This is a genomic window from Bartonella rochalimae ATCC BAA-1498, assembly GCF_000706645.1.
Classification (GTDB): Bacteria; Pseudomonadota; Alphaproteobacteria; order Rhizobiales; family Rhizobiaceae; genus Bartonella; species Bartonella rochalimae.
Window position 1 is genome coordinate 792,489 of the sequence record NZ_KL407337.1, and the last position, 13,257, is coordinate 805,745.

The following is a 13,257-nucleotide window of genomic DNA, read 5'->3' on the forward strand; positions in this document are numbered from 1 at the left end:
TGAGCTTATTTCTGAGGTTAGTATGGTTGCAGCAAAAGTTAACGTTATAGAGATTATGTATAATCTTTTTAAAGATATCACTATTCTCGAAAATACCGCTAATTGGAAGGAATTCAAAAAGTATAAACAAAATCTTCATCTATTAGATTCTAATAACATTATTATAGTAGCAGCTCAAGAACTTTCAAAGTATATATGAGATTAAATAGGAGTAAGTCAAAATAACATTTTAATCAATAATGACAATATCGACACATTCAGTAGCAATGAAAATTTAGCTCAAACACAAAAAAATAAAAAAAAGATAAATGTTGTATGCGCTGTCTTTTTTCGATTGTAACTAAACTTATAATAACATTTCATTCTAAATCAATAAATTCCGAATTTAAAATACAGTGAAATAACATAAAGAGTGCTCATATATACCCGTATCCAAGCTAAACTAAGGCAAATTATGCATTTATCAAAAATTGTTTATGGCAACCCCAAAATATTAAATGAACAGATCAAGATGATTACTAATAATCCAAAGGTAAGCAAACAGCTTTCCACACAAATTATGTCTTCTCCTAATTCTATTGCTAATCTTGCTGGTATAGAAATATTTGGTATGAAAAACTTGGCACGTAAAAAAGCTGGAAATCATATTATCAAACTCGCTAATTCAATTGACAGTTACGCGTCTGCTATAAAAAATGTTGAGACAACAATAATTCAAGAGCACCAATTAGAACAAAAACGCCGTCAAACAAAGGTAAAACTACCTAGTGCAGCATTACGAGACATTCTTAACTTATCAGAAGAAAAGCGGAAGGAATTTTTATCAGATAAAAAGTTATCTTCTTCGATTGGCAAAGAACTCAAGGAATTTATGAAAGCACTCAATGCTCGTCTTTCACCAAGCGAGCATAAAAATATCCAGGAAAGTAATCATCAACAATTTGCTAAAAGTGTTGGCATCTCAGAAGACAAAGCAGTAGCAATCATAAAAGTTGCTCAAAAATCTAAAGAACTACTCCAACAAATAAAAACACCAGTATTGAATCTTGAAAAATAGTTATTGTACCAAGCTAAAAATATGTTCTTTATGTGAATATATATAAATAGAAATATTTTGAAATTATCTTAATCCATATAGAGCATTGTTAATGCTACATTCAGGTGTGTAAACTCTACAGAATCTTAGTATGATGTTTAAAGAATAATCACGGTAAGATTAAATATTACAAAAAAAACAGACTAATTACTTTTTTTCAGTTATTTTATTTTTTTTACGCCATTGTGAAGGTCGTAACTCAGCCACTACAATCCCTATTATAATAAACAAACCACCCAATAAAGCTGAGGGAGATAAATACTCCCCAGCCAAACGCCCAATAATACCAGCCCATACAGGCTCACCAGCATAAATAACTGTTGCCCGAGTGGGTGAAATAGATTTCTGCGCCCAATTCATAGTCAATTGGATAACCGCACTCATTAATGCCAATCCCAAACCTACATTAAACCAAACCCACGAAAATTCAGGAATACTTTCACCCATTAAAGGCATAAAGCAAAATGCAAAGAGGCTACAAAAAAATAACTGTATAATTGTTATACGTCGGCTATCAACCTTATTTGCAAAAAATCCGATCAGTATAATTTCTCCAGCAATTGCCAAAGCTCCCAGCAGAATAAAAATTTCACCTTTTGAAAAATGAATATCTTTGAAATTTTGTCCAGAAATTAGTATGAGTCCAACAAAAGCAAACACAATACCAATCCAACTACATAAATGGGGTAGCTTTCTAAAAAAAATCCATTGTAAAATTGGAACTATCGGAACATACATCGCAGTAATAAAAGCTGCCTGACTACTAATAACAGTCTGAAGCCCTGCCGTTTGAAAAGTATAACCAAGAAATATTCCAAAACCTATAGCCATTCCAGCAAAAATTTCATAAACAGTTATATCTTTTATAGATCGCCAAAAAATCACTGTAGTTATAAGTGTTGCAACAATAAAACGAAATCCTACAAAAAACAGAGGCCCACTATAACGTACCGCAATATGAATAATGAGAAACGTAATACCCCACAATACTGTCGCAAAAAACAATGCCAATTCTTGCTTACTAAATAGGAGATATCTCGATTGTTTCATTCTAGCTATAAAAGGCTTCATCTTTCAAATTCATCCTATATTACTTAAGAAACAATGAGCGTTCCCGCTCCATGTTCAGTAAAAAGTTCAAGCAAAATAGAATGAGGCGTTTTTCCATTCAAAATCACTACACCCTCTACACCTTCTTGAATAGCTTTAATACAAGTTTCTACTTTTGGAATCATACCTCCTGAAATTGTTCCATCTTTGATAAGTTTTTTAGCTTTAGAAATGGTCAATTCCTTTAAGAGTTTCTTTTCTTTATCCAAAACACCAGAAACATCCGTTAAAAATAAAAGACGTTTTGCTTTTACAGCACCAGCAATTGCTCCAGCAAAAATATCAGCATTAATATTATAAGTTTTACCATCTCGTCCTGGAGCAACAGGAGCAATAACCGGAATCATTTCAGAACATGCTAAAAGATCAAGCAATGTTCGATCAACTTCAACAGGTTCACCAACAAATCCTAAATCTACAATACGTTCAATATGTGAATCAGGATCAATTACAGTCTTATAAGACTTTTCAGCAAAAACCATATTACCATCTTTACCACAAAGTCCAATTGCCCATTCACCCTCAGCATTGATAAGGGCTACAATTTTCTTATTTATTGAGCCTGCTAAAACCATTTCAACGACTTCAACAATTTTTTCATCGGTTACACGTAAACCATCTTCAAATCGTGATTCAACCCCCATTTTAGTTAAGATTTCAGCAATTTGAGGACCTCCACCATGAACAACAATAGGATTAATGCCGGACTGTTTTAACAAAGCAATATCACGAGCAAAAGCTTGTCCTAAAGCAGGATCGCCCATAGCATTCCCACCATACTTCACAACAATTGTTTCATTTTCATACTTTTGCATATAAGGTAAAGCAGATGATAAAAATGCTGCCTGTTTTTCAAAAACTTTTTCATCATTTTTCTTGATATTACTCATCAAAGAGTCTCCGCATCATTTCTACCTTTTATTAATGGAGTTTCGGAAAAGTAAAAACAAGTTTTAACTATGCAATCCATTGAAAATCAATAATTTTTATCAAAACCACCTTAAATAATAATGAAAAACAAATAAGCATAACTTACTTAAAATGATCAAATATATAATTAATAATTTTGAGTTGTTATTAAAAATTATACATTAGCTTTTTAGGTTTTCTTTACACTAAATTTATTTAATTTTGATTAGCAATATTATCAAAAAACTCCTTCATACGTGCAAAAAAACCATGTGATTGGGGTGAATTTTCATGATTTGAAAGCTTATCAAATTCTTGTAATAATGCGCGTTGTTCTTGAGTCAATTTTTGTGGTGTTTCAATAGTGATGTGAATATAAAGATCACCCTTGGCTTGTTGACGTAACATAGGCATTCCCTTACCTTTTAAGCGGAATTGACGCCCATTTTGTGTACCCTCAGGAACTTTAACCCGCGCTTTAACACCATCAAGGCTGGAAACCTCAAATTCACCCCCCAAAGCAGCTGTAACCATTGAAATAGGCACACGACAATGAAGATCGGCGCCATCTCTCTGAAAAAATTCATGCGCTTTAATAGAAAGAAAAATATAAAGATCACCTGCAGAACCACCACCAATACCTGCATCTCCTTCACCAGAAAGACGAATACGCGTACCATCTTCAATACCTGCTGGAATATTGACATGCAATGAACGATTTTCTTCAACTCTTCTTGTCCCATGACACTTTAAACATGGATCCGTAATAATTTCGCCACGACCATGACAAACTGGACATGTCCGTTCAATAGAAAAAAACCCTTGTGCAGCACGTACGCGCCCAGCTCCATGACAAGTCCCACAAGTTGTTGGTTTAGAACCTTTTTTTGTACCTAATCCTTCACAAGCATCACAAACAATAGAACTTGGAATATTAATCTGCGCAGTTTTTCCCGTAAAAGCCTCTTCCAATGTCACTTCCATATTATAGCTTAAATCAGCTCCACGTTCACGGCCATCACTACGTTTACGATTCCCACCTCCCATAATTTCACCAAAAAAGTCTTCGAAAATATCAGCGAATCCACCACCAAATGGATGAGATCCTTCGCGGCTATTATTTTCAAAAGCTGCATGACCAAATCGATCATAAGCCGCTCGTTTTTGAGGATCTTTAAGAATTTCATAGGCTTCAACAATTTCTTTAAATTTCTGTTCCGCTTCTTTATCCCCTGCATTACGATCCGGATGATACTGCATCGCTAGCTTACGAAAAGCAGATTTCAGCTTTTTATCATCACACCCACGGGTTACGCCAAGAATTTCATAATAATCAACCTTCATCATGTATTCCCGATAAATTTTTTGTTACCCATTCTAGATAACACTTGTTTTAATTTAGTTTTTTGAAAAACATAGAAAAAACTGCAACTAAACAATAAAGCCCAGCCTTATATCTCACAGGCCGGGTTATTAATTCACCAATGCATTTGCTTTAACTATTTCTTCTTATCATTAATTTCTTCAAAATCAGCATCAACAACATCATCATTTTTCGTATCTGTTTCAGCATTAGTCTTAGCTGACGAATCTTCATACATAGCCTGCCCAAGTTTCATACTAACTTCTGCTAATTTTTGCATTTTTGTGGTGACTTCTTCAGCATCATTACTCTCAAGAGCTGTTTTCAGATCAGCTATCGCGGTTTCAATCTGACCTTTATCTTCAGCTGACAACTTATCACCATACTCATTCAATGACTTCTCAGTTGAATGGACAAGAGACTCTGCTTGATTTCTAGTTTCAACATTTTCACGACGTTTTTTATCTTCAGCAGCGTGTGCTTCTGCATCCTGAACCATCTTTTCTATATCAGCATCACTTAAACCACCCGATGCTTGAATACGAATCTGATGTTCCTTACCAGTTCCTTTATCCTTAGCAGAAACATTCACAATACCATTCGCATCAATATCAAAAGTAACTTCAATCTGAGGAACGCCACGTGGTGCTGGCGGAATACCAACGAGATCAAATTGAGCTAATAACTTATTATCATTAGCCATTTCACGTTCACCCTGAAACACACGAATAGTCACAGCATTCTGATTATCATCAGCCGTTGAAAAAGTTTGCGACTTTTTAGTAGGAATAGTGGTATTACGTTCAATTAAACGCGTAAATACTCCACCCAATGTTTCAATACCTAAAGACAAAGGTGTTACGTCTAGAAGCAATACATCTTTTACATCACCTTGCAACACCCCCCCTTGAATAGCCGCACCCATAGCAACAACTTCATCAGGATTAACACCTTTATGTGGATCTTTACCAAAGAAATTTTGTACAACTTCCTGTATCTTAGGCATACGGGTCATACCACCCACTAAAACAACTTCATCAATCTCACTTGCACTCAATCCTGCATCTTTTAATGCTGCTTTACAGGGCTCAATAGTTCGCTGGACTAAATCTTCAACTAAAGATTCAAACTTCGCTCGTGTCAATTTCATCGTTAAATGCTTAGGACCAGACTGATCAGCTGTAATAAACGGTAAATTAACTTCAGTTTGTTGTGAAGAAGAAAGCTCTATCTTCGCTTTTTCTGCAGCTTCCTTCAAACGCTGCAACGCTAGTTTATCATTTTTCAGATCAATCCCTTGCTCTTTCTTGAATTCCTCTGCAAAATAACTAACTAGGCGCATATCAAAGTCTTCACCACCTAAGAATGTATCTCCGTTGGTTGATTTAACTTCAAAAACACCATCTCCAATTTCAAGAACAGAAATATCAAATGTACCACCACCAAGATCATAAACAGCTATTGTTTTTCCATCTTTCTTATCTAAACCATAAGCTAAAGCCGCTGCTGTAGGCTCATTGATAATCCGTAAAACCTCAAGCCCAGCAATTTTACCAGCATCTTTAGTAGCTTGGCGCTGTGCATCATTAAAGTAAGCAGGGACAGTAATGACAGCTTGCTCAACCTTTTCACCCAAATAAGACTCGGCAGTTTCTTTCATCTTTTGCAAAATCATTGCTGAAATTTGTGATGGAGAATATTTTTTACCTGCTTCCTCAACCCATGCATCGCCATTGTCACCTTTAACAATTTTGTAAGGTACAAGCGCTTTATCTTTTTCAACCATAGGATCATCAAAACGACGCCCAATCAAACGTTTAACTGCAAAAACTGTCCCTTCAGGATTTGTAACCGCTTGCCGTTTAGCAGGTTGTCCAACAAGCCGTTCTCCACTATCAGTGAAAGCAACAACTGAAGGTGTTGTCCGCGCTCCTTCTGAGTTTTCAATAACCTTTGAATTCGTGCCATCCATAACAGAAACACAGGAGTTAGTTGTTCCCAAATCAATACCAATTACTTTTGCCATATTTTAATCTCCACTCAGCAAGCTGTCTAAATCTTTATCAAGCAATCTTTATCAAGCATTTTTCTTTGACAGCTCCTTATCACATTTTATATCTTACATTAATTTTAAATTAAACAAATAATAAATTGAGAATCATAACAAGCTTGTTTCTTGGTATATAAGAATATCTCTTGATCCCTACAAGAGAATAACGAAAGAAACATCACTAAAATAAAAATTTACCCTTAATACCTTCATTTCAAAACCATTTTTACAGCATAAAATTAAATAGAATACTGTATTCCTCTTACAACTCTTATAAAAACATGAATTTATAATAAAATTATCAAGGATAGAATTAGTTTTTAGCTTTTTCTTTTTCTTCTCATAGCTATAAAAAATATCAAGTAAATATTCGTTACAAAAAATAGTTCATCGCAAATTATTATATATAATCATATTTGATTATAATGTGATCTATATTGAGACAAAGCGTTTTTTATTTTAATTATATTGTTAAAGACATTTTTTAAAATTTGCAGAAACATAAAATTAAATCGTTTGTCTTTATAATCTCTTATAATTATTTTTAGTTGTTTAACCAATATGTACATACTTTTCACTCTCTCATAAATCAATATAATGCAAACAACACTCTCCTTTATTTTGAATAAAGTTCTTGCTCTAAATAAAAAAGCATTTATATAAAAGAAAGATAAAAAAGAGGACCAAATAATCATGACTCTTATTACCAAAAGAATAAAAGATTTCTTTATATATAACACCACTGTAAAATACTTAAACAAAAATAATATTCTGAATCTCTTGTGTGTTTTTATTTTTATAGCTTGTCCCTCAGCTACAAACGCCCACCAATATAAACTCGGTAATTTGGAAATCATTGACCCTTGGACACGTACAACAGCTAAAAATGCAAAAGTGGGTAATGGTTATCTTTACATTATTAATCATAGCGATACTCCTGACCGGTTGATTGCCATTTCGACAAATAGAGCAAAAGAAACAGAAATTCATTCTATGTCAGTAACTAATAATATTATGCAAATGAAAAAGATACCAAATGGCATTGAAATTCCAGGAAAGGGTGAAATCATCCTTAAACCTGGCGGTAATCATATTATGTTTATAGGGCTTTCAAAACCATTTCAACACAATGAAAAAATTAATGCAAAATTAATTTTTGAAAAAGCAGGAATAATCGAAGTTGACTTTTTGGCCAAAACAACAGGAGCAACATTTCCTTCTAAATAAGTTTTTTCGTAATTATTTAATTTGATTATGTTAAAATTTCCAATATTTCACTTTCTTATAAGATGTATAGTTTTGTAAAAAGTCCTATTATCTTTCATTTATCACTGTAAACAAAACAACACTTTGCAAATAATCATTCATTATCTCTCTTTTAATCTTAATATTCCTTTTTCTATCTCAAGTTGAAATTTATCAAATGTACCTTCAAAATTGTTTCCTTTTTCGCAAAAAGTGCACTTTTTTGATATTATTATAAACTATTATTTTAAATAACAGATAGATAAATTGAATAAACTTACTCTGTTTTTTTAGGCAGAAACAGAGTAAAATTTGATAAAAAACATCTTAATAAAAATTTTATATCGAAAAAAGGGATCTTAATACGCACACAAGCATTACAAAATTGTAAAGAAAAATAACCTTTGCTACAAAACAAAAGGTTCTTGTCTTTGCTACAATTTGTTCCATATTTGTTTTGCAAATAAAATGTGAACTCCCATATATATAATATGAAAGGTTCGCTTCTATAGTGAGAAAGGTTTAAGAAACCATGAAAGATACTCCAACCGTCACCCAAACGATTGTACTGGTTGACGATGATTGTAATATTTTAACATCTTTATCTTTTGCCCTTGAAACAGAAGGTTATCGGGTTGAAAGTTATACAGATGGATCAGCTGCACTTAAAAACTTAACACTTCACCCTCCACATTTAGCTATTTTTGATATTAAAATGCCGCGAATGGATGGTATGGAGCTTTTGCGCCGTTTGCGTCAAAAATCTGATCTTCCAGTTATTTTTCTAACCTCTAAAGACGATGAAATTGATGAACTTTTTGGTCTCAAGATGGGAGCTGATGATTTCATTACAAAACCTTTTTCTCAACGTCTTCTTATTGAGCGAGTAAAAGCTGTTTTGCGTCGTTCTAATGCTCGCAACCAACCACTTCCGATAGGCACAACACCAGCTTCTTCTCTCAAACGTGGTGATCTTGTTATGGACCAAGAACGCCATATATGTACATGGAAAAACAAACCTGTTATATTAACAGTTACAGAGTTTTTAATTCTGCAAACTTTAGCGCAACGGCCAGGAGTTGTTAAAAGTCGTGATGCTTTAATGGATGCTGTCTATAACGATCAAATTTATGTAGATGATCGTACCATTGACAGCCACATTAAGCGTTTGCGTAAAAAATTTAAACAAGTAGATAATGATTTTGCAATGATTGAAACGCTTTATGGTGTAGGTTACCGTTTTCATGAAGTATGAAACCATTTTGCCACAATAGGTTAAACGCCGAAGAACTCGATGAGAAAAAATACTTTACTAAATAAATCATCAAATAATACTTCTCCGATACAGCTTTCTATGTTTTTTCATTTGTATTTTCAGATACAGCGACTTTTGAGACAATTGTTCTTTTCCAGTCTCACACGCCGTATTGTGATTTTAAATCTTGCTGCCCTTGGTATTCTAGTTATAAGTATTTTGTATCTTAACCAATTTCGTAATGGTTTGATTGAAGCAAAAATTGAAAGTTTACGCACCCAAGGAAAAATTATTGCTGGAGCTATTGCTGCTTCTGCAACAATAGACACAAACTCTATTTTAATTGACCCTCAAAAACTGTTGGAATTACAAGCTGGAGAAAGTGTTACACCAATGCTTCAATCCACTGATACTTGGGATTTTCCCATTAATTCCGAACAAGTTGCTCCACTTTTACGACGTCTTATTACACCAAAAACAACAAGAGCACGGATATATGACCGTGACGCAACTTTGCTTCTTGATTCACGTGTTCTTTATTCGAGTGGTGAGGTTTTTACTTATGATTTACCTCCTATCCAAACAAAACAAAATTTATGGGAGCACTTAAAATCATTGTTTTTTAATACACTCTATGGCAACGGTATTGCTGTTGATAGAAGACAAGCAAAAGATAATGAAGCTCTTCATCCTGAAGTTTATCTAGCATTAAATGGCTCTTCTGCCACTGCTAAACGACGTAACAGGCAAGGTCAATTAATTGTTTCAGTTGCTGTACCTGTTCAACGTTATCGTGCAGTCGTTGGTGCTCTTTTGCTTTCAACTATTGGTACAGACATTGATGATATTGTGGAAAGTGAAAGATTAGGAATTTTTAAAATCTTTGCCGTTGTTGGAAGTGTTTTCTTGGTTCTTTCTCTATTTTTAGCTCATACTATTGCGCATCCACTAAGTAAATTATCTTCCTCCGCTAATCGCGTGCGTCATGGTCGCAGTAAGAGAATAACAATTCCTGATTTTTCAAAACGTGAAGATGAAATTGGTCGTCTTTCTACCTCTATTCGTGATATGACCAACGCTCTTTATACACGCATTGAAGCCATTGAACGTTTTGCAGCCGATGTAAGTCATGAACTAAAGAATCCTCTTACCTCGCTGCGCAGTGCCGTTGAAACATTACCACTGGCTAAAAATAAAGCACAACAGACACAATTACTTGAAATCATCCAACATGACGTGCATCGTCTTGATCGTTTAATTACCGATATTTCTGACGCATCGCGATTAGATGCAGAACTTGTTCGCGAAACTGCTAAAATAGTTGATATGGGTTCATTGTTAAAAAGCCTTATTCAAGCTATTCGTGAAATCCATTGTAATAAACAAAATATTGATATTAATTTGAATATTATTCCACGAATTAATGGCAAACCTTACCTAATTGTAGGGCATGAATTACGTTTAGGGCAGGTGATTTCCAATCTCATTGAAAATGCACGTTCTTTTGTACCTCGTAAAAATGGTAAAATTTGTATTACAATGAAAAATAATGCTTCAAATCTCATTTTAACTGTCGAAGACAATGGACCAGGTATTTGTTCAGAAAATATTGAACGTATTTTTGAACGTTTCTATACTGATCGGTCAGGCAAAGATGCTTTTGGGAAACATTCAGGTCTTGGCCTTGCAATTAGTCAGCAAATCATTGAAGCTCATAATGGAACTCTCATGGCTGAAAATATTATTGATCCCAAATCTAAAAAAGAAAAAATTGGTGCTCGATTTATTATCACCCTTCCACTTACCAAATAATTTCCCTTTCAAATGAAAAAGAAAATAATAATTTTCTATACTCATTTAGGTACAAAACAAGAATAATTAATTATAAATCCTCATAAAATCAAATAATATGCAAAGATATTTTTAAATTGAAAATTAAGAAATAAGTGAAAGAGTTTAAATTCTTTATAATACAACTAATAGCTGCAGATCTCAATTAATTGAAAACCTAAGAACTTTCTCAAATAATCTCATCGTTTTTATATCTTGAATCTCAAGTATAATTTTTTGCATAAAAGGCTCTACAAAATAATTGAATTGTTTTATATCTTCAAAATCGGAATAGTTTTAAACCATTCAATGCAATACTTTGTACGAATGTAGATTTAAAAATTGGCATTTCACGATAAAATTTTTTTCCAATATATTTACACCGTTTCAGATTCAACAGAAACTTCTTTTACTGCCCCCTTAGTTACGCCAACTATTGCCGGGCGTAAGACACGTTCACCAATAATATAACCTGCTTGAACAACTTGTTGAACAGTATTTTCTGGCACATCAGCATTGGGAATTTCAAACATTGCTTGATGAAAATGAGGATCAAATTTTTGTCCTTCTGGATCAATTTTTTTGACCCCATGACGCTCTAAAGCTGTCATCATTGCACGCTCGGTCATTTCAACACCTTCCACTAATGTTTTCAAACCGGAATTATTCTCACCTGCATCTTTTGGAATTGCTGCCAATGCGCGATGCAAATCGTCAGAAACAGACAACATATCACGAGCAAAATTAGCAATTGAATATGCTTTAGCATCAGCTACATCACGAGCTGTTCGACGTCGAAGATTTTCCATATCTGCTGCAAGACGTAAAATTTGATCTTTTAGCTGCTTATTTTCATCCTGCAAAATAACCAAAGGGTCAGCAGACTGAATTTCCTCTACCTCAGCATTTGGGTCACTTTCTCCCTCATGTATCTTTAAAAACTCATCAGAATCTTGTTTAAGTACATCACAATCAATTGGATTCTTCAAATCGCAATTTTCAAATGAAGCATCAGCAAATTTGTTCTTTTCATCAAACATAAAAATTCTATTCCTTCATATAATTTATACTCCTGATATCGAAATTTTTCAAACAAAAATCAAGAGCTTTTTATTTATCGGTTAGCACAATGATCGCTCCTAAGACAACATTCAACTATGCTAACGTAATAATTGTGATACAAGTTGAGCTGTATAATCAACCATAGGGACAATCCTTGCATAATTAAGACGTGTTGGTCCAATAACACCTACAGCACCAATGACTCTTTTCTGTGTATCACAATAAGGGGCTACCACTAAAGAAGAACCAGAAAGTGAAAATAATTTATTTTCTGAACCAATAAAAATACGCACTCCTGATCCTTCATCTGCTAAATCAAGTAACTGCGCCATGCTTTCACGTGTTTCAAGGTCATCAAACAAATATCTCAGCCGCCCTAAATCTTCTCCTGCCTTCACATCTTCAAGTAAGTTGCCCCGCCCCCGAACAATAAGATGTATTTTATTATCTGAATCTTCTCCTCCCCAGAGAGCTAAACCAGTTTCAACAAGATGTTGAGACAATTGATGAAGAGCAGCTCGTGTCTCTGAGCATAAACGTGCAACTTCTGCTTTTGCTTCATTAAGTGTACATCCCTGTATATGAGCATTGAGAAAATTTGTTGCTTCTGTCAATTGTGCATGAGTCACACCTTCTGGTAACTGAATAATACGATTCTCAACATCGCCTTTTTGTGTCACTAAAATTGCAAGAGCGTGTTCTCTATCAAGACGTACAAACTCGATATGTTTCAGTGTACCTTCCTGTTTCGTTGCGAGAACCAATCCTGCTCCTCGTGAAAGATCCGAAAGAATTTGACTTGCTTGAATTAAAAAATGTTCAACTGATTGTGCATTACCAACTTCTTTAACTTTATTTTCAATGTTTTCACGTTCCTCGGTTGGTAAATCACCTACTTCCATAAATGCATCAACAAAAAATCGCAAACCTGATTGTGTTGGCATTCTCCCTGCAGACACATGCGGCGCATAAATTAAACCAAGATGCTCAAGATCACTCATTACATTGCGAATTGTTGCAGGTGATAACGTTTGTTGTAAAAGGCGCGAAAGATTACGTGAGCCCACCGGTTCACCATCATTAAGATAAGCCTCAACAATATGACAAAAAATATCACGTGAACGCTTATCAAGATTTTTTAAGGAGTCATCAAGGGATATTTTCTTCATCACAACTGTTTCACTATTTTAAAAATCCTTCTTTATTATATAAGATTATATAAGTTTTTCAAAGATATGGTCAAATAATCTAAATACAGTGCAAAAAATATATCGAATATCTATTACAATAATACCATTATTAAATATGAATAATCACCTAAAAATAATTCTTTTTAT

Annotated in this window: 10 protein-coding genes; 4 read left to right on the plus strand and 6 right to left on the minus strand. The window is 34.0% G+C overall.

Annotated features, from left to right (window positions below; translation table 11 throughout):
* Window positions 1-412 precede the first annotated feature (412 nt).
* Complete coding sequence (locus O99_RS03425) at window positions 413-1,057, plus strand: BID domain-containing T4SS effector (RefSeq protein WP_268870284.1); 645 nt, start codon at window positions 413-415, stop codon at window positions 1,055-1,057.
* A 186-nt stretch (window positions 1,058-1,243) separates the two neighbouring features.
* Here O99_RS03425 and O99_RS03430 read toward each other — a convergent pair whose 3' ends face one another.
* From O99_RS03430 to dnaK, 4 genes are all read right to left on the minus strand, one after another.
* Window positions 1,244-2,167 (minus strand): DMT family transporter, encoded by a 924-nt coding sequence (locus tag O99_RS03430; RefSeq protein WP_235692211.1) that lies wholly within the window; start codon window positions 2,165-2,167, stop codon window positions 1,244-1,246.
* 23 nt (window positions 2,168-2,190) lie between these two features.
* Window positions 2,191-3,096 carry an acetylglutamate kinase gene (gene argB / locus O99_RS03435; protein WP_035006352.1) on the minus strand — a complete coding sequence of 302 codons (906 nt, stop codon included), beginning with the start codon at window positions 3,094-3,096 and terminating at the stop codon, window positions 2,191-2,193.
* A gap of 235 nt (window positions 3,097-3,331) precedes the next feature.
* A complete protein-coding gene (dnaJ, locus tag O99_RS03440) occupies window positions 3,332-4,459 on the minus strand; it encodes a molecular chaperone DnaJ (RefSeq protein WP_035006747.1) in 1,128 nt (375 codons plus the stop codon).
* 155 nt (window positions 4,460-4,614) lie between these two features.
* Entirely contained in the window at window positions 4,615-6,504 is a 1,890-nt protein-coding gene (gene dnaK, locus O99_RS03445) for a molecular chaperone DnaK (RefSeq protein ID WP_035006353.1), read from the minus strand.
* Between the two features lie 714 nt (window positions 6,505-7,218).
* Here dnaK and O99_RS03455 point away from each other — a divergent pair.
* The 3 genes from O99_RS03455 (at window position 7,219) to O99_RS03465 (ending at window position 10,840) form a co-directional block, all read left to right on the plus strand.
* Window positions 7,219-7,755: a copper chaperone PCu(A)C gene (locus O99_RS03455; RefSeq protein WP_035006355.1), complete on the plus strand. Its 537-nt coding sequence runs from the start codon at window positions 7,219-7,221 to the stop codon at window positions 7,753-7,755.
* Between the two features lie 550 nt (window positions 7,756-8,305).
* On the plus strand, window positions 8,306-9,028 hold the full coding sequence (locus tag O99_RS03460; protein ID WP_035006357.1) for a response regulator transcription factor: 723 nt from the start codon (window positions 8,306-8,308) through the stop codon (window positions 9,026-9,028).
* A 39-nt stretch (window positions 9,029-9,067) separates the two neighbouring features.
* Window positions 9,068-10,840, plus strand: a complete 1,773-nt coding sequence (locus O99_RS03465) for a sensor histidine kinase (protein WP_035006358.1) — start codon at window positions 9,068-9,070, stop codon at window positions 10,838-10,840.
* 395 nt (window positions 10,841-11,235) lie between these two features.
* Here the strand turns inward: O99_RS03465 and grpE are convergent, their stop codons facing one another.
* The gene (gene grpE / locus O99_RS03470) at window positions 11,236-11,898 is read right to left on the minus strand and encodes a nucleotide exchange factor GrpE (RefSeq protein WP_035006359.1); all 663 of its coding nucleotides are present in this window, start codon (window positions 11,896-11,898) and stop codon (window positions 11,236-11,238) included.
* Between the two features lie 120 nt (window positions 11,899-12,018).
* The gene (gene hrcA / locus O99_RS03475) at window positions 12,019-13,089 is read right to left on the minus strand and encodes a heat-inducible transcriptional repressor HrcA (RefSeq protein WP_035006361.1); all 1,071 of its coding nucleotides are present in this window, start codon (window positions 13,087-13,089) and stop codon (window positions 12,019-12,021) included.
* Window positions 13,090-13,257 lie beyond the last annotated feature (168 nt).

Excerpts from the sequence above, each read along its gene's own strand:
- O99_RS03465 (WP_035006358.1), top strand. The coding sequence starts at position 9,068 with ATGAGAAAAAATACTTTACTAAATAAATCATCAAATAATACTTCTCCG.
- hrcA (WP_035006361.1), bottom strand. The coding sequence starts at position 13,089 with ATGAAGAAAATATCCCTTGATGACTCCTTAAAAAATCTTGATAAGCGT.
- O99_RS03460 (WP_035006357.1), top strand. The coding sequence starts at position 8,306 with ATGAAAGATACTCCAACCGTCACCCAAACGATTGTACTGGTTGACGAT.
- dnaJ (WP_035006747.1), bottom strand. The coding sequence starts at position 4,459 with ATGAAGGTTGATTATTATGAAATTCTTGGCGTAACCCGTGGGTGTGAT.
- grpE (WP_035006359.1), bottom strand. The coding sequence starts at position 11,898 with ATGTTTGATGAAAAGAACAAATTTGCTGATGCTTCATTTGAAAATTGC.
- dnaK (WP_035006353.1), bottom strand. The coding sequence starts at position 6,504 with ATGGCAAAAGTAATTGGTATTGATTTGGGAACAACTAACTCCTGTGTT.
- argB (WP_035006352.1), bottom strand. The coding sequence starts at position 3,096 with ATGAGTAATATCAAGAAAAATGATGAAAAAGTTTTTGAAAAACAGGCA.
- O99_RS03430 (WP_235692211.1), bottom strand. The coding sequence starts at position 2,167 with ATGAAGCCTTTTATAGCTAGAATGAAACAATCGAGATATCTCCTATTT.